This is a genomic window from Pseudomonas sp. BN505, assembly GCF_029873175.1.
Classification (GTDB): domain Bacteria; phylum Pseudomonadota; class Gammaproteobacteria; order Pseudomonadales; family Pseudomonadaceae; genus Aquipseudomonas; species Aquipseudomonas putida.
In genome coordinates this window covers 102,997-122,042 of sequence record NZ_SSOI01000053.1, presented here as the reverse complement: position 1 = coordinate 122,042, position 19,046 = coordinate 102,997, and the positions used below count along the sequence as shown (strand labels likewise).

General features: G+C 63.4%; 17 protein-coding genes. 8 read left to right on the top strand and 9 right to left on the bottom strand.

Annotated elements, in window-relative coordinates:
• Nucleotides 1-33 precede the first annotated feature (33 nt).
• Together cysS and E8E78_RS18335 are read right to left on the bottom strand one after the other, a co-directional pair.
• On the bottom strand, nucleotides 34-1,416 hold the full coding sequence (cysS, locus tag E8E78_RS18340) for a cysteine--tRNA ligase (protein WP_049272942.1): 1,383 nt from the start codon (nucleotides 1,414-1,416) through the stop codon (nucleotides 34-36).
• 9 nt (nucleotides 1,417-1,425) lie between these two features.
• Complete coding sequence (locus E8E78_RS18335) at nucleotides 1,426-3,129, bottom strand: glutamine--tRNA ligase/YqeY domain fusion protein (protein ID WP_049272943.1); 1,704 nt, start codon at nucleotides 3,127-3,129, stop codon at nucleotides 1,426-1,428.
• 248 nt (nucleotides 3,130-3,377) lie between these two features.
• On the opposite strand from E8E78_RS18335, the gene E8E78_RS18330 reads away from it, so the two are divergent.
• Together E8E78_RS18330 and E8E78_RS18325 are read left to right on the top strand one after the other, a co-directional pair.
• Nucleotides 3,378-3,881 (top strand): peptidylprolyl isomerase, encoded by a 504-nt coding sequence (locus E8E78_RS18330; RefSeq protein ID WP_041168048.1) that lies wholly within the window; start codon nucleotides 3,378-3,380, stop codon nucleotides 3,879-3,881.
• Nucleotides 3,878-4,600, top strand: coding sequence for a UDP-2,3-diacylglucosamine diphosphatase (locus tag E8E78_RS18325; protein WP_049272944.1), 723 nt, complete (start codon nucleotides 3,878-3,880; stop codon nucleotides 4,598-4,600). Before E8E78_RS18330 ends, E8E78_RS18325 begins: the two co-directional genes overlap by 4 nt.
• Nucleotides 4,601-4,721: 121 nt before the next feature.
• On the opposite strand, the gene E8E78_RS18320 is transcribed toward E8E78_RS18325, so the two are convergent.
• On the bottom strand, nucleotides 4,722-7,031 hold the full coding sequence (locus E8E78_RS18320) for an acylase (protein ID WP_280313908.1): 2,310 nt from the start codon (nucleotides 7,029-7,031) through the stop codon (nucleotides 4,722-4,724).
• Nucleotides 7,032-7,227: 196 nt separating this feature from the next.
• On the opposite strand from E8E78_RS18320, the gene E8E78_RS18315 reads away from it, so the two are divergent.
• Nucleotides 7,228-7,602, top strand: coding sequence for a fe2+ zn2+ uptake regulation protein (locus tag E8E78_RS18315; protein WP_049273976.1), 375 nt, complete (start codon nucleotides 7,228-7,230; stop codon nucleotides 7,600-7,602).
• A gap of 36 nt (nucleotides 7,603-7,638) precedes the next feature.
• On the opposite strand, the gene E8E78_RS18310 is transcribed toward E8E78_RS18315, so the two are convergent.
• Entirely contained in the window at nucleotides 7,639-7,827 is a 189-nt protein-coding gene (locus E8E78_RS18310; RefSeq protein ID WP_016499986.1) for a hypothetical protein, read from the bottom strand.
• Nucleotides 7,828-7,977: 150 nt separating this feature from the next.
• On the opposite strand from E8E78_RS18310, the gene E8E78_RS18305 reads away from it, so the two are divergent.
• From E8E78_RS18305 to E8E78_RS18290, 4 genes are all read left to right on the top strand, one after another.
• On the top strand, nucleotides 7,978-8,436 hold the full coding sequence (locus E8E78_RS18305; protein ID WP_049273978.1) for a hypothetical protein: 459 nt from the start codon (nucleotides 7,978-7,980) through the stop codon (nucleotides 8,434-8,436).
• Nucleotides 8,437-8,684: 248 nt separating this feature from the next.
• Nucleotides 8,685-9,065 (top strand): Mor transcription activator family protein, encoded by a 381-nt coding sequence (locus tag E8E78_RS18300; protein WP_016499988.1) that lies wholly within the window; start codon nucleotides 8,685-8,687, stop codon nucleotides 9,063-9,065.
• Between the two features lie 62 nt (nucleotides 9,066-9,127).
• The gene (locus E8E78_RS18295) at nucleotides 9,128-9,775 is read left to right on the top strand and encodes a DUF2589 domain-containing protein (protein WP_016499989.1); all 648 of its coding nucleotides are present in this window, start codon (nucleotides 9,128-9,130) and stop codon (nucleotides 9,773-9,775) included.
• Nucleotides 9,776-9,848: 73 nt separating this feature from the next.
• On the top strand, nucleotides 9,849-10,403 hold the full coding sequence (locus E8E78_RS18290; protein WP_016499990.1) for a DUF2589 domain-containing protein: 555 nt from the start codon (nucleotides 9,849-9,851) through the stop codon (nucleotides 10,401-10,403).
• Nucleotides 10,404-10,422: 19 nt separating this feature from the next.
• On the opposite strand, the gene E8E78_RS18285 is transcribed toward E8E78_RS18290, so the two are convergent.
• Genes E8E78_RS18285 through E8E78_RS18275 form a run of 3 tightly spaced genes read right to left on the bottom strand, consistent with a single transcriptional unit; the run spans nucleotide 10,423 to nucleotide 16,539 of the window.
• The gene (locus E8E78_RS18285; protein WP_059395498.1) at nucleotides 10,423-14,097 is read right to left on the bottom strand and encodes a translocation/assembly module TamB domain-containing protein; all 3,675 of its coding nucleotides are present in this window, start codon (nucleotides 14,095-14,097) and stop codon (nucleotides 10,423-10,425) included.
• Entirely contained in the window at nucleotides 14,094-15,836 is a 1,743-nt protein-coding gene (locus tag E8E78_RS18280; protein ID WP_041167753.1) for an autotransporter assembly complex family protein, read from the bottom strand. Before E8E78_RS18280 ends, E8E78_RS18285 begins: the two co-directional genes overlap by 4 nt.
• Nucleotides 15,837-15,888: 52 nt before the next feature.
• Entirely contained in the window at nucleotides 15,889-16,539 is a 651-nt protein-coding gene (locus E8E78_RS18275) for a GNAT family N-acetyltransferase (RefSeq protein ID WP_016499993.1), read from the bottom strand.
• 162 nt (nucleotides 16,540-16,701) lie between these two features.
• On the opposite strand from E8E78_RS18275, the gene xthA reads away from it, so the two are divergent.
• Nucleotides 16,702-17,514 (top strand): exodeoxyribonuclease III, encoded by an 813-nt coding sequence (gene xthA / locus E8E78_RS18270; protein WP_049274878.1) that lies wholly within the window; start codon nucleotides 16,702-16,704, stop codon nucleotides 17,512-17,514.
• Nucleotides 17,515-17,691: 177 nt separating this feature from the next.
• On the opposite strand, the gene E8E78_RS18265 is transcribed toward xthA, so the two are convergent.
• Nucleotides 17,692-18,444 (bottom strand): anti-sigma factor, encoded by a 753-nt coding sequence (locus tag E8E78_RS18265; RefSeq protein ID WP_049274879.1) that lies wholly within the window; start codon nucleotides 18,442-18,444, stop codon nucleotides 17,692-17,694.
• Nucleotides 18,441-18,962 (bottom strand): sigma-70 family RNA polymerase sigma factor, encoded by a 522-nt coding sequence (locus E8E78_RS18260; protein WP_049274880.1) that lies wholly within the window; start codon nucleotides 18,960-18,962, stop codon nucleotides 18,441-18,443. The genes E8E78_RS18265 and E8E78_RS18260 overlap by 4 nt, the downstream gene beginning before the upstream one ends.
• Nucleotides 18,963-19,046: the final 84 nt, after the last annotated feature.

The following is a 19,046-nucleotide window of genomic DNA, read 5'->3' as shown; positions in this document are numbered from 1 at the left end:
CGAAAGGGCTGCAAAGCAGCCCCAGTACGCCGATCAGTCAGCCAAACGCCAGGTAGTCGTGCCCTTGCTGTCTTCCAGCACCACACCCATTGCGGTGAGCTGGTCGCGGATACGGTCCGACTCGGCCCAGTTCTTGTCCGCACGCGCCTGCAGACGCGCCTGAATCAGGCCTTCCACCTCGGCAGCATCAACCTTGCCTTCGGCACCGGCACGCAAGAAGTCATCGGCCTCCAGCTGCAGCACACCCAGCACCTCACCCAGCTCGCGCAGGCGGCCAGCCAGGCCGGCAGCAGCCTCCGGGTCGCTGTCGCGCAGGCGGTTGATCTCGCGAACCAGGTCGAACAGCACGGCGCAGGCTTCGGGGGTGCCGAAGTCGTCGTTCATCGCCACGCTGAAACGCTCGACAAACGCTTCGCCGCCCTTGGCCGCGACCCGTGGCAAGCCACGCAGGGCGTGGTAGAAGCGCTCAAGCGCGCCCTTGGCGTCGCGCAGGCTGTCTTCGGAGTAGTTGATCGCGCTGCGATAGTGGCTGGCCACCAGCAGGTAACGCACCACTTCAGGGTGGTACTTCTCGAGCACATCGCGGATGGTGAAGAAGTTGTTCAACGACTTCGACATCTTCTCGCCGTTGATCCGGATCATGCCGCAGTGCATCCAGGCGTTGGCGTACTGCTGGCCTGTGGCCGCCTCGCTCTGGGCAATCTCGTTCTCGTGGTGCGGGAACTCAAGGTCGCTGCCACCGCCGTGAATGTCGAAGCTCTCACCCAGGCAGCAGGTGGACATCACCGAGCACTCGATGTGCCAGCCCGGACGGCCCGGGCCCCATGGCGATTCCCAGCTCGGTTCACCGGGCTTGACGCCCTTCCACAGCACGAAGTCCAGCGGGTCTTGCTTGGCTTCGTCGACCTCGATGCGTGCGCCGATGCGCAGGTCTTCGATCTTCTTGCGCGACAGCTTGCCGTAGCCGACGAACTTGCCGACGCGGTAGTACACGTCGCCATTGCCTGGGGCATAGGCATAACCCTTGTCGATCAGGGTCTGGATCATCGCGTGCATGCCGGCGATATGGTCGGTGGCACGTGGCTCCTGGTCTGGCGGCAGGATGTTCAGGCGGCGCTCGTCTTCGTGCATCGCGTCAATCATGCGGGCGGTCAACGCGTCGAAGCTTTCGCCGTTCTCGTTGGCCCGGTTGATGATCTTGTCATCGATGTCGGTGATGTTGCGCACATACGTCAGCTCGTAGCCGCTCTTGCGCAGCCAGCGGGTGACCAGGTCGAAGGCCACCATGCTGCGGCCATGGCCCAGGTGGCAGTAGTCGTACACGGTCATGCCGCACACGTACATGCGCACCTTGTTGCCATCCAGCGGCTTGAAGGTTTCCTTCGCTTTGCTCAGGGTGTTGTAAATGGTAAGCACGGCGTTTCCTCAGCTGCCCCAGGAGTCACGCAGGGTGACAGTGCGGTTGAACACCGGGCGGCCCGGCTGGCTGTCTTTCAGGTCGGCGCAGAAGTAGCCTTCGCGCTCGAACTGGAAGCGGTCCTCGGGTTGCGCCTGGGCCAGCGACGGCTCGGCACGGCAACCGCTGAGCACTTGCAGCGAGTCCGGGTTGATGTTGTCCAGGAAACTGCCGCCCTCCTCGGTCTTTTCCGGGTTCGGCGAGCGGAACAGGCGGTCGTACAGGCGCACTTCGCACTCGACGCTGCCCTCGGCCGGCACCCAGTGGATCACCCCCTTGACCTTGCGGCCTTCAGGGTTCTTGCCCAAGGTGTCCGGGTCGTACGAGCAACGCAGCTCGACGATATTGCCATCGGCGTCCTTGATGGCTTCGTCGGCGCGAATCACGTAGCTGCCACGCAGGCGCACTTCACCGGCCGGTTCCAGGCGCTTGTAGCCCTTCGGCGGCTCTTCCATGAAGTCATCGCGGTCGATGTACAGCTCGCGCGCGAACGGCAACACACGCACGCCCATGTCTTCTTTCGGGTGGCGTGGCAGCTCAAGCTGTTCCACCTGGCCTTCCGGGTAGTTGGTGATGACCACTTTCAGTGGGCGCAGCACGCACATGGCGCGCGGTGCGGTGCGGTCCAGGTCGTCACGGATGCTGAACTCGAGCATCGACATGTCAACCACGCCGTCGGAACGGTTGGTGCCGATCATTTCGCAGAAGTTGCGAATCGAAGCCGGGGTGTAGCCGCGGCGACGGAAGCCGGACAGCGTCGACATGCGCGGGTCGTCCCAGGCGTCGACGTGCTTTTCGTCAACCAGCTGCTTGAGCTTGCGCTTGGACGTGATGGTGTAGTTCAGGTTCAGGCGGCTGAACTCGTACTGGCGCGGGTGCGCCGGCACCGGCAGGTTGTCGAGGAACCACTCGTACAACGGGCGATGCCCTTCGAACTCCAGGGTGCAGATCGAGTGGGTGATGCCCTCGATAGCGTCCGACTGGCCGTGGGTAAAGTCGTAGTTGGGGTAGATGCACCATTTGTCACCGGTCTGGTGATGGTGGGCATGACGGATGCGGTACAGGATCGGGTCGCGAAGGTTCATGTTCGGCGAGGCCATGTCGATCTTGGCCCGCAGCACGCACTCACCGTCCTTGAACTCGCCGGCCTTCATGCGGGCGAACAGCTCGAGGTTTTCTTCCACGCTACGCTCGCGGAACGGGCTGTTCTTGCCCGGCTCCTTGAGGTTGCCGCGGTATTCTTTCGCTTGATCAGGGGTCAGGTCGCAGACATAGGCCTTGCCACGCTTGATCAGCTCGACCGCCCAGTCGTGCAACTGGTCGAAGTAGCTGGACGCATAACGCACGTCGCCGGCCCAGTCGAAGCCCAGCCATTTGACGTCGCTTTGAATGGCGTCGATGTATTCCTGGTCTTCCTTGGCCGGGTTGGTGTCATCGAAACGCAGGTGGCAGACGCCCCCGAATTCCTTGGCCAGGCCGAAGTTGACGCAGATCGACTTGGCGTGGCCAATGTGCAGGTAGCCGTTAGGCTCCGGCGGGAAGCGAGTGACGATGCTGCTGTGCTTGCCCGAGTCCAGGTCGGCCTGGATGATCGGCCGCAGGAAGTTCGCAGGGACAGCGGGGGCGCCTTTGGCAGCGGCGTTGGGCGCGTTGTCGGCAGTGGGCTTGCTCATAGGATCCTTGAATGCACGTGTCCGGCCTGGGTAGGCCGATTGAATCAAAGGGCCTATCATAGCCGAAGCAGTCAAGCTGCTGACAGTCGGGCCCGGACAAACTGGCGTGATTTATCACGGCTTTTTGCCCAAGCCTGGCAAAATGGCCAGTGCGCGCCATGTGTCGTGATCGCCTGAACATGCGTCAGGTGATAATCGGCGCCCTGCGCACCCTAATTCCCGATTGCCTTGAAAAAGCGAGTTTCAGCATGTCCAAAGTCAAACTGACCACCAACCACGGCGACATCGTCATTGAACTGAACGCTGAAAAAGCCCCGATTACCGTGGCCAACTTCATCGAATACGTCAACGCAGGCCACTACACCAATACCGTGTTCCACCGGGTGATCAAAGGCTTCATGATTCAGGGCGGCGGTTTCGAGCCAGGCATGAACGAAAAGCGTGACAAGCGTGCCAGCATCCAGAACGAAGCCGACAACGGCCTGAAAAACGCCAAGTACACCATCGCCATGGCCCGCACCATGGAGCCGCACTCTGCTTCGGCGCAGTTCTTCATCAACGCCTCCGACAACGACTTCCTCAACCACAGCGGCAAGAACGTACAAGGCTGGGGCTACGCGGTGTTCGGCGAAGTGATCGAAGGCCGTGAAGTGGTTGATGCCATCGAGAAGGTCGCCACCGGTTCCAAGTCCGGCCACCAGGACGTACCAAAAGAAGACGTGATCATCGAGAAAGCCGAGATCATTGGGTGATACTGCTGATCTCCGATCTGCATTTGCAAGAAGAGCGCCCGGACATTTCCCGGGCGTTTCTTGATCTGCTCGACGGCCGTGCCCGCCACGCCAAGGCGTTGTACATCCTGGGCGACTTTTTCGAAGCCTGGATCGGCGACGATGCCATGACCGCCTTCCAGCAGTCGATCTGCCAGGCCATGCGCCGGCTGAGCGACAGCGGCACGGCCATCTTCCTGATGCATGGCAACCGTGACTTCCTGATTGGCCAGGCTTTCTGCGACGCCGCAGGCTGCACATTGCTGAGCGACCCCAGCGTGATCGAACTGGGCGGTGAACAGGTTTTGCTGATGCATGGCGACACCTTGTGCACCCGTGACGTGGGCTACATGAAGATGCGCCGTTTACTGCGCAACCCGCTGAGCCTGTGGGTGTTGCGCCACCTGCCGCTGTCGGCCCGCTACAAGCTGGCGCGCAAGCTGCGCAGCGAAAGCCGCACACAAACGCGGATGAAGTCCACCGAAATTGTCGACGTCACACCGGAGGAAGTGCCCAAGGTGATGGCGGCGCACGGCGTGCGTACGCTGGTGCATGGCCATACCCACCGGCCGGCGATACACAAGCTGGTGGTTGATGGGGAGCCGGCACGGCGCATCGTGCTGGGCGACTGGGACCGCCGCGGTTGGGCCTTGCAGGTTGACGAGCAGGGCTTTCAGTTGGCGCCGTTCGAGTTTTCCTGACCCGGCGGGTCGCCCTCTTCGCGGGTAAACCCGCTCCCACAGGCTCCGTATCAACGCTGCAAGCGGAGCGATTCCTGTGAGAGCGGGTTTACCCGCGAATGGGCCGGCGCACGCTGACGCTTCAGGGCTGGCTGACTACCACCCCCTTGTCCCGCTCACTGATCACCACTTCCCGATACGCCGGGTCTGCCTTGATCTGAGCCTCGGTAAACGGAATCACCGCCAGTTGCTTGGCCGCAAATGCTTTGGTCTGGTCACTGGCATGCGCCGAAGCCTTCTCACTCGACTGGGAAAAGGCAAGCAGGCCACGGGCTTCTGGCCCCTTGTCGGTAAAGCTGACCAATTGCAGGTAGCTGGTGCCACTCACCACCAGCCGCTTGCCCTGCCCGTGCGGGACACTGTACATCGCGTTGTACACGCCCAGCGCCTGCGGGCCACCCGGTACCGGCGTGCCATCAAGCGCCTGCTGCACCTGCCCCCAACGCGCCTCCCCCGCTACACCGCTGTCGCTCACCTGCTTGAGCGAAGCCAGTGCCGCCTCGTGTACCAGCTTGCGCACGGCCGCCTGCTCCACCGCCAAACCACGCGGCGTGTGCTGCGGGTCGGCCGGGTCAAAGGCTACGCGCCAGCTTTCCGGGTGTTCGGCCAGGGCGTTGAACAGGTTCTGGAAATGCACCAGGCCAATGCCGCTGTCGAGGTCGGCCTTGCCATTCCAGGCCGCCAAGCTACTGCACACGGCCTGTACATCCGCGCTTGCGCCCTTGCACCATTGCAGCAGGTCTGGCAGCACCAGGCTGGCCAGGTAGACCTCGTCGTCGGTCACCATGCGCTGCAGGTCATCCACGCCCAGCCTTGCCGTGCCCTGCAGGCGCTGCAGGGCAAAGCGGCTGCGCATGCCCAGCGGCTGGTCACTGCGGCTGACCAAGGGTGAATAGCCGGTCAGCGGCTGCGCCGGGTTGGCCATCCAGGCCGGGTCGTTGGAGTTCTGCACGAAATCCTGGCGTTCAAGGCTCGGCAACAGTCGCGCCGGGAAGATTCCCGGTTGCGCAGCCTGCGCATCGACCTTCCACTGACAGGCGCTGCGCGAACCATCCAGCACCACCATGCGCCCTTGCCCTTGTGGGTTGCTGCAGGCACCCAGCAGTTGCTGGTCGACATACGGCACCACCGACTGGTTCAGGTACAACGCCCCACCGCCCTGGTCCACGGCCAAGGTGTTGACCCAAGGAATACCCTGCAACTGCTCGACCGAGCCTTTCAGCGCCGCCAGGCTGTCGGCACGGTTGATCTGGTACCACTGCTGCAACACTCGGGTGTTGTCCAGGTTGGCGTCACGCAAGCTGTAGGCCGCGTGCGCATCCCAGTCCAGGCGCCCGGGCCATTGCACCACCGGGCCGAATTGCGAGCTGTAAACCTGCCGCTCTACCTGGCTCAGGCTGCCATCTTCTGCCTTGACCGCAACGCTGATGGTTTGCCGGGCCAGTGGCAGCGACTTGCCATCAAGCAGGTAACGGGTCGGGTCCTTGGGGTCGAGCTGCAGCCGATACAGGGTGAAGTGGTTGGAGGTGTCGACGGTGTGCGTCCAGGCCAGGTGCCTGTTGAAACCGATATTGACCACCGGCAGGCCCGGCAATGCCGCGCCCATCACATCGAGCTGGCCAGGGATGGTCAGCTGCATCTGGTAGAAGCGCATCCCGCCCATCCACGGGAAGTGCGGGTTGGCCAACAACAGGCCGCGGCCATTGGCCGAACGCTGCGCGCCCACGGCCACCGCATTGCTGCCGCGCTCCGTGGCAAAGCGTTCTTGCCGCGCCAGCGCTTTGGCGAAACCTGCCGACGCCTGCTGGCTGCCCGCCGCAGGTGGGTGCGCGCCCGCCAGTGCCTCGACGAACTGCCCTATACCCCCCTCGGCCAATAGCCTGCGGGTCAGTTTGACCAGGTCCTGGCCGGTGATCGACCGCAGCCACTCACCGTTGCCACATTCGGCGGGCAAGCCTTCGCGGCGGCGCTCGGCGAGCGCCCGGTTGTAGCCGCTGGCATAGCCCGCCAGCAGTGCCTGCACCTGCGCCGGTTGCGCCTGCAGGAACGCATCGACTGCCGTCGGGCTGTTGAGCCAGGTGAAAAACAGGTCGCTGGTCAGGTTGTCACGCTGCTCCAGGGTCTTGCCCTTGGCACCAAAATGGCGTGAGCGCTCACCGCTCACGGTCAGCACCTCGTTCGCCAGCAGGCACAGGTTGTCCTGGGCATAGGCATAGCCAACGCCGTAGCCCAGGCCGCGCTCATCCTTGGCCACGATATGCGGCACCCCGTAACTGGTTCGACGGATCTGTGCGCTGGCATCAGTAGCGGGCTCCGCCTGCACCGCAACGCTGAAGGCTACCAGTGCAGCGGCCAGGCCTGCGCACGTCATGGGACGGGAAAGTGGAAACACGGGCACTCCTCGGATTCGGGGTCTATCCCGATCAGACGAACGGCCAGGTGAAAATTTTACGTGTTACAAGGCGATGGAACGTCTTGAAGAGGAACAGCCATTTTTTTTACGAGTGGGTTGCAGTTTTTGCGTTCTCATTCGTCCTAGTAAGTGAGGCAACCACATTTCGGGTTCGTCCACGAAAAGGAGCATTCACATGTACAACCCGCAACCCTCAACTCAAGCCGGGCGCGTCCCAGGCAAAGCGCCCAACGGACAGGACGTTTTTTCTGAGGAACGCATCGGCAACGAACAGATCCGCGAGCTGCTGCGCACCTTCGGCCTGCGAACCAGCCTGATCCGGCTCAAGGTGATCGATGCCTTGCACGCCGCTGACCGCAATGGCCGCAGCATTGGCGTACGCGGCGTGCATGCACAACTGGAACAGCTGGATATTCCGCTGTCGTTCCTCAGCGTGCGAGAGGTGCTCAAGCGGCTGTGCACCGAAGGTGTCATCGAACTGGGCAACGACAAGTGTTACAGCCTCAACCCCCAGGCGCGCGCCGTACTGGAGCAGACACACACGCGCTGAGCGCATGGCCGGCCACACCTGGCCGGCCCGCACGGATCAGGGCTTGACCTTGCGCCGCAGAATGCCGTTGATCACCACGACCACAACGGCGATGGCGATGGCCGCCATCTGGAAGGTCTGCTCACTGATCGTGCCCTGCTTCTGCAGGTGGGACAGGCCCAGCATCAGGCCCAGTACCACCAGGATGATCAGAAGGGAATATTTGAGGCGCTGCACGTGTGTCATCGAAAGTTCCTTGCAACATCAGGGGCAAATGGCTCGCAACGAGCCGTGGCAATGATACAACGCCCATAGGGCCCGGCGCTGCATTTCCTGCTGGGTAGGGTGGCGACTGCCTGAAAGCATGGGGCTCCAAGCACCCATGCCGGAGGCATCATGTACAAATCCCTGCTATTCGCGTCCCTGATTCTGACCCCGCTTACCCTTCACGCGCTGGACACCCGCGAGGTAACGGCAGCGCAACTGCTTGAGCTTGGTCGCGACCTGGAGCGCCATGCTGGCGCCAGCCAGTGGCAACAACTGTGGCAGCGCGTGCGTCAGGCTGGCTACCTGCATGCACCCGGCGCCCCACTGCATTTCAGCGCCCCCATGGCCCAGCTGCCCGATTTGGTCCGGCAGACCTTAGCCCAAGCCGATCAGGTGCAGGCGCTACACCAGACCCAGGCGCTGTACCGCCGCAGCTTTTCCGGCACGGTCATCGGTCAGCGCGGCGGGCAGCCATTGCATGCCTTGTGCCTGCTGGTCGACTGGCGGGCGCTGCCACAAAGCATGCTCGATGCGCCTCAGGCCTACCTGCGCAGCGCCAGTCTGGTGACCAGCTACCCCTGTAACTGAGGGTGCCCCGCCCCATCACTCGACGTGCACAGCGCCCTGATGGGAAATCAACCGCCACAGCCACATCTTGAAGACATGTCCTACAACGCAGGATATCGCTGCCTGCAACCGCTGTTCACCGAGGCTACAAATTGCAACCCATATGCCGCCTAGCGACGTGCCGTGGCTGTCACACAGAATTTGCTCACACCGTCGACATAACGCCGCTGGTGATCGGGTCGCACACCCCCATCCCGAAGGAGCGCCATATGGAATTACCAGACTTGAGCCTCATCGATATCAGCCAACTGCCCCACTCGCTGCAGGCCCTGGTCGACTGTATCGGCATCGACAATGCCTACCAGTTGACCTGCGCCTACGGCGGCAGGCCCAAATACATCCCCAAGTACCGCGAGCGTACCAAGCTCGCCGACGTACTGCCGGCCGAAGCGCTGGACGCACTGATCAAGCGCTTTGCCGGGGTAGCCCTGGAGATCCCCAAGGCTGACCACTTCCTACGCCAGCTGCGCAATCAGCAGATCCAGAAAGAAAGCGCCAATGGCCTTTCACGCAGCCTGCTGGCCAACAAGTACGGCCTGAGCCTGCGCCAGATCGGCAACATCCGTCGTCAGGAACCTTGCGCTCGCTGACGACCAGCACCGAGGCCGCCAGAGGTGGCCACCCTTCCCCTCCATAAAAAGAGCAACAAAACATGTCGATAGATAACAGCCTCATCGGATCCGTGATCAACGCCTTGCCCATGGACCGCATGATCGCAGGCCCCCTGCAGGCCATGGTCCAGGCCCAGGTTACCGCCAGCAAGTCGTACGCCGACTTCCTGATGCAGGTATGTGTGCAGGACGGCAAGGCCGTGGCTATCCAGTTCGATTACGACGAGACCATCGTCGACGAACAGGGTGAATACAAGGGCGTGGTCAGCAAGACCATGAAGGTGCCATTGCTGGCGGCCATCACACACCCGAACATCTCCATCGATGAAGGTAATGTCGAATTCGAGCTGATCATCAATCAGATGTCGGAAGACACCTCCAGCACGGAAATGGGTGCGGACGTGACCGGCTCACTGGGGTGGGGGCCCTTCAAGCTGAACGTAAAGGGCAGCGTCAGCCACAAGTCCGCCCAGACACGCAAGACCGACACCCGCGCCCGCTACGCCTTCAATACGACGATGAAGCGCCAGGAGCCACCTGAAGCAATGATGAGGGTGATCGAGTTCCTCACCGACGCGGCAACCAAGCCAACCGTGGTCAGAACCGCCGAACTGCAGAGCCCGGACGAAATTTCCCAGGCCGACACCTTGAAAGACCCTGCTGCCGATGCAGGCAACAACACCCCTTGAGACGCTCCACGAGCCGCAAACAGCCCCCTGGCCAGCACCGGGGGGGCACCACCTGGCCTGAGGAGTCGAGCCCATGAACAAGCCCCCTGCCCCGATGACCTCCATCGACCTGCGTGAGATCACCCGTGGCCTGCAGGAAGCCGCAAGCGCCACCAACAGCCTGATTGCACAGCAGTACATCAACCTGTTCGACCAGTTCTTCGAGTGCGACAGCGACGCCTTGGGCGCCCCCATGAAAGCCAAGATGGTCGAAGTGGCCATGGATGGGCAGCACATCATGCGCGTCCCCCTGTTTGCACTGGTGTCGCCCAAGGGCCTGGCCCTGGAGCGCATGCAGGTGGACCTGTCGGTCCGGGTCAAAGGGACCGAAGCACAACAGGCACTGCTGACCGCGAGCGAGAACAAGGCTGCCAGCTTCAAGGTCACCATCGGTGGCCAAGGCCGTCAGGGCGAAGGCCGTGACCCTGACGAAGTGCAGATCCGCATGCAGTTCCAGGCCAGCGAGCCGCCGGAAGCCCTGAACCGGCTCATCGAGGAGTACACCAGCCTGATCACCCCGGTACGCGCCCCCGGCCCACTGCCCTCGCCCGACACCAACGAATTCATCGAGGCGGCCACTGTCCGTTGACGGCCGCCCCGACACCGCTTCAGAAATCGCGCTTGTAGAAGATGTCCAGTGAGCTGGCCAGCCCACTGGCGGCTTCCAGGTACACCTTCTTGCTCAGCTTGTAACGCAACGCGATGGTGTTGGCAGGCTCGAACACACCCACACCGTAACGCAGGCTCAGCTTCTCGGTGATGTTGCCGCTGGCGACCACGCTGGTGCTGTTGCCCGAGCCTTCGGTGTCCAGCTGGAAGTCATCGATCCCCAAGCTCGATGCCAGGCTGCCGGTGATGCCGGCACTGCCTGCCAGCCCCAGGCCCAACGCTGCCTCGGCAAGCATGTTGTTGTCCTCGCCAGAGTTGCCCAGAGGCCGCCCCAGCACGAGGTACGACAGCGCCTGCTCCTGGCTCATGGCCGGTTCCGAAAACACCTTGGTTGTGGGTTGCTCGGCACTGCCGCTCAGGCGGATACCGGCAATCACATCATCGACCGTGCGGATGGCTTCGATGTCCAGGTACGGCTGGTCGATCGGGCCGGCGAACAGCAAGCGCGCACGGCGGATGGTCAGCCGCTGGCCGTAGGCACGGTAACGACCGTCAGCCAGGCTCAACTCGCCACGGGTGTCGAGGTTGTCGCCGATATGCACGTGGCCAAGCAGGTTGGCGGTCAGGCCAAAGCCACTGAACGACAACTTGTCGCGGCCCACCTCGACATCGATGTCCATGGCCATCGCCATGGGCGGTTTGCCCTCTTCGGTCTGGTGACCGACGATTACCGTGTCATCCGATACCTTCACGGTCGACGGTGGCAGTTCGCGCACGGTGATCTTGCCTTTGGGTACTTGCACCTTGCCGGTAACCGCCAGTTTGTCGTCGATCAGGCGCAAGGTCAGGTCCGGGGCGACCTCCAGCGTTGCATAAGGCTCGACCGTGACCGGCAGTTGCTGGCCTTGCAGGCGCAAGTCCATGCCCAATGCCTGCCCCCACGTGAGGTTGCCGCTCAACTGGCCGCGCCCTGCATCGCCGCTGCGCCAGTTGCCATTGAGTTGCACCTGATCGCCGGCGATCAGCGCCTGCAATGTCAGGTCCTCAAGGCTGGCCGGCAACTCGGCGCCACTCACTTCGCCACCGCTGAGCATCAGGTTGCCGTTGACCTGTGGTGCCAGCAAGGTGCCTGAAAGCCGCCCACTGCCGTTGAGCTGCCCGGCCAGGCGTTCGACCATCGGCACGAACGGACGCGCCACCGACAGGTCCAGCCCGGCCAGGCGGAAATCACCTGACAACGGCTTGTTCTTGCCCAACGGGTCGAGGCGCGTATTGACGTTCAGCTCGCCCAGGCGCTCTCCACGGAACGCCAGGCGAGTATCGATACGCCGTGGCGCCAACGTGCTGTCGACACGCAGGGCCTGATAGGGGAAATCGACCCAACGGCCCTTGTCGCGCACACGCAGCGTGCCCCCACTGGCATCAATGACAATGTTGCCTTTGGGGCCGCTGGCCGGGATGTCCAGATTGATATCCGCATTGAGCAGGCCCTGCCAGGCGAAGTCTTTTGGCAGCCACTGGGCAAGGCTGTCGAGCGGGAACTGCTTGAGGTGGTAGCGCAAGCGCGGCTCGGGCGCCAGGCGTTGGTCGTCACCACACAGGCTGGCCTGGCCAGATCGCCAGCAATGGGCACCGAAGTCCAGCTGGCCGCTGGCCAGACGCTGCAGGCGTGCCGGCGATTGCAGCTGCCAATCCTGGCCACCGGCCTGGATACGCCCACTCGCGAGGCGGCCACGCCAGTCACCCTTGCTCAACTGGCCGTCCAGGCCCAGGTCAAGCTTGAGTTGCGGGCCATCCAGCGCCAAGGTCAAGGCTTGCTGGCGAATGTCGCCTTTGCCGTTGGCCTGCAGCGTGCCCAATGCCGTGTCGCCCAGGTGAATGCCAGTGGCCTTTAGCTCGATCACACCGCGCTGGGCGTTGTCCAGGCGGGCATCCAGGTCCAGCTGTTGCAGCCGGTTTTCGGCCTGGGCCAAGCGCTGGCCCTGCAAGGTCAGCGTGCCTTGAGGAGCCTGCAAGGTGCCGGCAACATCCAGCCGGCCCTTGACCTGGCCTTGCAGCCTTGGCCACAGCTGGCCCAGGCGCGGGAGGTCAAGGTCGATTCGCCCGGCCAGGCGCTGCTGCAAGCTGCCACTGCCGTTGATACGGTTGTCCCCCAGCTGGATCGCCAGGGCGCCGAGTGTCCAGTTCTGCCCCGCCCCCTGGGCCTCAGCCTTGAACACTGCCGGCTGGCCGCGCAGGCGGCCCTTGAGATCAAGCTGGGCATCAAGGGTGAGCACCTCGCCCTTCATCTCGCCCTTGCTGCGCAGCGGACCCGCCAAGGTGCCCGGCAGCTCCGCCAGCCAATAGGCCGGGTCGAGCGCCGAAAGCTGCAAGTCGACATCCCAGGCCAAGGTGTCGGCAAAACGCACGGCCACACTGCCGGCGGCCTTGCCTTGCCCGGCGGTCAGCGCCAGTTGCGGCAGTTTCACCTGGGTCAGGTCACCTTCGAACGGGCTGACCAGGCTGAACGCCCCTGCCGGGCCGTCGAGGTCGCCTTTGAAGGTGCCCTGATAATTGCCATCGCGATAATGCACCTGAGTATTGAAACGCTTGAGGGTAACCTCGGGCGGTGTCTCCAGTGGGTACAGGCGCAACCATGGGAAGTCCCGCCAGTCCAGCTGCGCATCGGCGGTCAAGCCTTGCTGCCAGTCGGCCGTGGCCTGCAGTTTCACGCGCTGGGTGTCGCTGGCGGTCAGGTCAAGGGCATCGAGCCTGGCGCCTTTGCTGTCGACCAACCCGGACAGCGCCAACGCGATTGGCGACTGTTCAGCCGGCAGGCTGGCCGTTCCCGACAGTTGATAACCCTTGAGCAGGTCGCCCTTGGCATCAAGCTTGAGCTGATTCAACTGCAAGGTATCGGGCAGCGAGCCCGCCGGCTTGAATGCCTCTGAACGAATCTGCAGGGTCGCCGGCAGGTGCTCGGCCAGCGCCTGCAACTGCCCGTTCAGCGTGGCGTCGAGGTAACCGCTGCTGGTGCCGGCAAGCTTCAGTGTCTTTTGCAATTCGCCGGTGGCGGTCAGTGCCAACTGCCAGGGTTTGCCGTCCACGGCTGGCAATTGCAGCTGCGCCTGGAGTTGCACTGGCCAGTCACCTTCGGGCTGCAGGTCGCCCTGCAGGTTCAATTGCAGGTCATCGCGCTGCAGGTGCAGGCTGTCGATGCGCATGCCGGTGCCGGTCCAGTGCGCCGCCAGTTGCAAGTCACCCAGCAGGTCGCTGCCGTCCAGCCGCAGTTGGCCGACCTTGACCTCGCCCAGTTCGATGGCCAGCGGCAAGCGCAGCGCCGGCAACTGCAGCGGGCCGCTTTCGGCCGCCTCGGCACTTGGCGCAAAGGCCATGTCGATGCGTTGTGCCTGCAACCGGTCGATGCACAGGGTTGCGCGCAGCAGGCAGGCAGGCGACCAGGCCAGCAGCGGTGCCTGCACCTCTACCGTGCTGCCACCGTCGGCCCAGCGCAGCATGCTGGCCTGCCAGCTGCCAGCCAGGCGGCCTTGGAAGTCGGCCACCTCAAGCCCGGGCACCTTGCCCAGCGCCCAGCGGCTGCCCGCCTCGGTACCCAGCAGCAGGCCCAGCACCAAGCCCAGGCTCGCGACCACCCCGAGCAGGCCCAGCAGAATGTATTTGATCACGCGTTTCACAGCTCAGGCCCCATGGAAAAGTGCAGGCGAATGCCCCCTTCGTCATCCAGCGCCTTGGCCAGGTCCAGGCGCAACGGCCCGACCGGCGATACCCAGCGCACACCAAAACCGACACCGGTCTTGAGGCTGGGCAGCTCAAGGTTGTTGAACGAGTTACCCTGGTCGACAAACGTCGCGATCCGCCACTTTTCGGTCAACGAATACTGGTACTCGACACTGCCGGCCACCATGTAACGCCCGCCGATGCGGTCGCCATCGCTGTTTTTCGGCGACAGGGTCTGGTAGTCGTAGCCACGCACGCTCTGGTCGCCACCGGCGAAGAAGCGCAGCGACGGCGGAATGTTGTTCTTGAAGCCATTGGTCGCACTGCCGCCGAACTGTACGCGACCGAGCAAGCGGTGGTTCTGGCCAAGCGTGGTCAGGCCCTTGAGCAGGACATTGCCGTGCAACAGGTTGGTGTCGGAAACCAGCCCTTCCTTGGCCGCCTGCACATCGAACTGCAGCCGGTAGCCGTTGTGCGGATCGATGCGGTTGTCACTGCGCAGGAAGGAATAGCTCACGCCAGGCATCAGCAGGTTGCTCAGCCCGGAATCGTCACCCAGGCGATACTCCTCGCGCTGGTACTTGAGCGAAATGACCCGCTGCCAGCCGCTGGGCAGCTTGCTGTGCCACTCGGGGCCGACTGTCAGCAGTTTGCTGAGGGTATCGGTACCGGCAAGCTCCTCGTTCTGGTAGCCGCCGGCGAAGCGCAACTTGTCGGTCAGTGGCGGGTCGAGGGGGATGTCGTACCACAGGCCAACGTTCTGCCGGGGTGCCGACAGCTCGGTTTCCCAACCATAACTGTGGCCCTGCGGGTTGACCCAATGGCGGGTCCAGTTGGCCTTGCCACGCGGACCGACGTCGGTCGAGAAGCCCAGGCCCAAGCCCATGGTGCGTGGTTTGCGGGTTTCCAGGCGGACATCCACCGGGATTTCTTCACCCACCGCGGCGGTGGGCGCAGCATCCACCCGCACGCCTTCGAAATACCCGCTCGATTGCAGGTCATTGTTCAGTTCGGCAATCAGTTCCGAGTCGTAGGGGGTGCCCGGCTTGAACGACACCATGCGCTGCAGCAGGTCATCGTCCAGCGGCGTGTCGCCGCCGAAGGTCACTGCGCCCAAGTGATAGCGCGGACCACTCAGGTAGACCAGTTCGATATCGGCCACACCGGCCTGCGGGTCGACGGCCAGGCGCTGGCTGCTGAAGCGGCCACTGAAAAAACCGTAGCGCGACGCCTGGTTCTGGATCAGCCGCTTGGCATCTTCGTAATGGCCGTGGTTGAGTTGTTCACCTGGGCGCAGTGCCTTGCTGTCGGGCACACGGAAGGCCTTCATTTCGCTGGCGGGGCCTTCGATGCGCACGGTCACGTTGCGCAGGCGGATCGGCTCGCCCGGGTTGATGCTGAGGATCAGTTGCGGGGAATGGTCTGCGTCTTTGGGGGGCTTTACCTCGGTATCGATCTGCGCCTGGTAGTAGCCAAGTGCCTGCGCGGCTTTGCGCGCTTGCTCCTCTGCCCCGCGACTGAAGCGTAACAATGCTTCTTCATCGCGGTCACCAAGGGTGCCTATATAGCCTTCGACATTGGCCTTGAGCGCTTTGTTGGCTGGTTTTACCTTCACCAGCAACTCGCTCTGGCCCCATGCTGCGAAACTGGCGGCCCAGATAACCAGGCCCCAGGTCAATCTTCCTGAATACGTCATGCGGCAAATGCTACCAGAGCCAGGCGCTCAAGGGAGCCGCCTGGCGGGATGTTCAGGCAAAAGTGGAGGTTGAAGAGACTGGATTGGGATGGAAGAAGACCCGTTCCCGGATAGGTCCTACGGCGACCTCACCAATTTCTTCATAGCCCTGGCGCTGGTAAAAGGCCAGGTAATGTTCATTGCCGGTGTCGAGCACCACGCCCTGGGTGCCTGGTTGATCCGCGCACCAGTCGTGCACGGCTTGTAACAATTGCTCCCCGTAATGCTTGCCCTGAAACTGCGGATGTACCCCCAGCAATGGCAACACATGCACCTGATCGGTGGGCAGGCAGGTGGACAGGGCGGCCTGGTAGTCCATGTAACGCCGCGTGCAGCGCAGGCCAGTGCCGAGGATCATGCGCAGGCGCCAGGCCCAGCTGTCGGCAACGCCCAACCGGCGCACCGGCGGCACGATCAGGGCCAGGGCAATCAGGCGGTCGTCCACCAGCAAACCGATGGCAGGTAACTGCAAGTAAAAGTGCTGGCGCACCCATTCGCGCACCATCACCCGCAAGCGTTGCTCATACCCTGGGCGCTGGGCTTCGAAGATATAGGCAAAGGTAGGTTCGTGGCGGTAGGCGTTGTACAGCAGCGAACGCGCCTCGCGGCTGTAGCCGTCATCGAGCAAGCAGACTTGAGCCGGAGCGGCAGTGGTTTCGGGCATTGCGGGCAGACCTCCTGGAATGGGCGTACATTGCCTTGGAGGTGCACCACCGCGCTTCGTTCACCCCCTACAGCACGTTAGCAGCAGGCTCCCCAAGCCGCCATGCTGGTGATGTGGGGCGATGTCGGCTAGCATCCCGCCTTTTACCGGGATCGTCTTTCCATGAAGATCGTCTGTTTCAACATCAACGGCCTGCGAGCCCGCCCGCACCAGCTGGCAGCGCTGATCGAAAAGCACCAGCCGGACGTAATCGGCCTGCAGGAAACCAAGGTCAGCGACGATCAGTTCCCGCTGGCCGACGTGGAGGCGCTGGGTTACCACGTGCACTACCACGGCCAGAAAGGCCATTACGGCGTGGCGCTGCTGTCGCGCCAGGCCCCGTTGAGCCTGCACAAGGGCTTTGCCACCGATGAAGAAGAGGCCCAGCGCCGCTTCATCTGGGGCACCTTCGCCGATGCCGATGGCAACCCGATCACCATCATGAACGGCTATTTCCCCCAGGGCGAAAGCCGCGACCACCCCACCAAGTTCCCGGCCAAGCAGCGTTTCTACAGCGACCTGCAGGCACTGCTGGAAGGCCAGTTCCGCAACGACCAGCCACTGCTTGTCATGGGCGACATGAACATCTCGCCGCAGGACTGCGACATCGGCATCGGCCCGGACAACGCCAAGCGCTGGTTGAAGGCCGGCAAGTGCAGCTTCCTGCCAGAAGAGCGTGAGTGGATGGAGCGCTTGAAAGGCTGGGGCCTGGTTGACAGCTTCCGCCACCTGCACCCGGACGTCACCGACCGCTTCAGCTGGTTCGACTACCGCAGCCGTGGTTTCGAGGACGATCCCAAGCGCGGCCTGCGCATCGACCTGATCATGGCCTCGCAGCACCTGGTGCCGCGCATCAAGGCAGCGGGCGTGGACTATGAACTGCGTGGCATGGAAAAACCCTCGGACCATGCGCCGATCTGGTTGGAACTGAGCTGATCGCCGGGTGCCATATCCGCATCACCGCCGCCCTGTGGGAGCGGCCTGTCGCGATAGGGCTGCATCGCAGCCCCAGCAATGTAGACGTTGACGCAGAAATCCTGGGGCCGCTGCGCGGCCCTTTCGCGACACAAGGCCGCTCCCACAGTAGGTGTGTGGCGCTTTCGACCTCCGCACTCACAACCCCAACCGCAACGCCTCCCCCACCCCGGCCCCACGGACATCGTCCGCCGCGCTGACCAGGGCAAAGTTGTAAGCCCCATGCGACCAGTACCGCGCCTCCAGCTGGCCATCGACCCGCTGCCCGTCCGGCATGCGCCGATACAGCTCGCCCGGTGAGCGCAAGAACAGGCTGATGCGCTGGCCCTTGCCATCCTCAAACACCAGCAGCGCCGCCGGCCCCTGCTCGTTGCTGAGCAAGCGCGCCCCCACCGGTTTGAAGCCATAGCCCGCCAGGTCCGGCAATTGCCCTACGCGGCTGAAATGCCGCCCCAACCAGTCGCGCAACTGCCCCGCATCACTGGCCTGGATATCCAGCGCCTCGCTGCCGGCAAACAAACGGTGCGCCTGGACGGCATCGGCCATGGGCAGGTCGACTCGTGCCAGGGACGCATCGCGCACCTGCCAGCCGCCCAGCCCTCCCACACCCAATGCCAGCATCACCACCGCCGCTGCGGCCCAACGCCGCTGCCGACGCTGTCGCAAGTGCCGACGCACCTGCCCAAGGTCCAATTGCGCTGCCCCGGGCAGTTCGCCAAACCCGGCCAGCGCAGTACGCAACCGGCGGGCATCGGCGCGCCAGCCCTCCACCCGTGCCGCCGCCTGTGGGTTGGCCGCCAGCCAGGCCTGCACCTCGGCCCGGCGCACAGGCGCCAGGCGCTCATCGATGTAAGCGTGCAATTCGTCTTCGCTGGGGATCAGACGCGTCATTTCAGTCTCCGCAAGGCCGGGGGCTGGGGGTTGCCCTCGGTCAGTTCGCGCAAGGCGCTGCGGGCGCGCGACAGGCGCGACATCACAGTGCCGATAGGGATGCCCAGGGCCTGGGCGGCTTCCTTGTAACTCAAGCCTTCGATGCTGATAAGCAGCAACAAGGCGCGCTGTTCGGCCGTCAGCCGGGCAAACGCCTGCAAGTCGGCCTGGGCCAGGACACTGGCCTCAAGATTGGCCCCTTGCGGCTCCTCCTCGTACTCGGCACGGCCGAACCAGGACAGCCAGCGCGCATGCAGGCGGTCGCGGCGCTTACCATCAAGGAAAAGCCGATAGAGGATGGTAAACAGCCAGGCCCGCAGCGCCTCGGCATCGCGTTGCTGGTCGCGTCGGCTGAGGGCCCGCTCGACCGTGGCCTGCACCAGGTCATCGGCGCTGCCCGGCTCGCGGGTCAGCCACACGGCAAAGCGGCGCAGGCGGGCCAGCAGCTCGCGCCACTGGTGGTCATCCAGATCGTGCATGGAAAAGTCCCGGCCTTTGAAGTTGTCATTGTAAAGGCAGACGCCTGCCAGGAAATTCTATTCCCGCCGATGGAATAAGTTTTT

What these genes read in the sequence shown, in the direction of transcription:
- E8E78_RS18335 (WP_049272943.1), bottom strand. Translation starts at nt 3,129, where the DNA reads ATGAGCAAGCCCACTGCCGACAACGCGCCCAACGCCGCTGCCAAAGGC.
- E8E78_RS18260 (WP_049274880.1), bottom strand. Translation starts at nt 18,962, where the DNA reads ATGCACGATCTGGATGACCACCAGTGGCGCGAGCTGCTGGCCCGCCTG.
- E8E78_RS18310 (WP_016499986.1), bottom strand. Translation starts at nt 7,827, where the DNA reads ATGACACACGTGCAGCGCCTCAAATATTCCCTTCTGATCATCCTGGTG.
- E8E78_RS18315 (WP_049273976.1), top strand. Translation starts at nt 7,228, where the DNA reads ATGTACAACCCGCAACCCTCAACTCAAGCCGGGCGCGTCCCAGGCAAA.
- E8E78_RS18280 (WP_041167753.1), bottom strand. Translation starts at nt 15,836, where the DNA reads ATGACGTATTCAGGAAGATTGACCTGGGGCCTGGTTATCTGGGCCGCC.
- E8E78_RS18295 (WP_016499989.1), top strand. Translation starts at nt 9,128, where the DNA reads ATGTCGATAGATAACAGCCTCATCGGATCCGTGATCAACGCCTTGCCC.
- E8E78_RS18265 (WP_049274879.1), bottom strand. Translation starts at nt 18,444, where the DNA reads ATGACGCGTCTGATCCCCAGCGAAGACGAATTGCACGCTTACATCGAT.
- xthA (WP_049274878.1), top strand. Translation starts at nt 16,702, where the DNA reads ATGAAGATCGTCTGTTTCAACATCAACGGCCTGCGAGCCCGCCCGCAC.
- E8E78_RS18275 (WP_016499993.1), bottom strand. Translation starts at nt 16,539, where the DNA reads ATGCCCGAAACCACTGCCGCTCCGGCTCAAGTCTGCTTGCTCGATGAC.
- E8E78_RS18330 (WP_041168048.1), top strand. Translation starts at nt 3,378, where the DNA reads ATGTCCAAAGTCAAACTGACCACCAACCACGGCGACATCGTCATTGAA.
- E8E78_RS18300 (WP_016499988.1), top strand. Translation starts at nt 8,685, where the DNA reads ATGGAATTACCAGACTTGAGCCTCATCGATATCAGCCAACTGCCCCAC.
- E8E78_RS18305 (WP_049273978.1), top strand. Translation starts at nt 7,978, where the DNA reads ATGTACAAATCCCTGCTATTCGCGTCCCTGATTCTGACCCCGCTTACC.
- E8E78_RS18290 (WP_016499990.1), top strand. Translation starts at nt 9,849, where the DNA reads ATGAACAAGCCCCCTGCCCCGATGACCTCCATCGACCTGCGTGAGATC.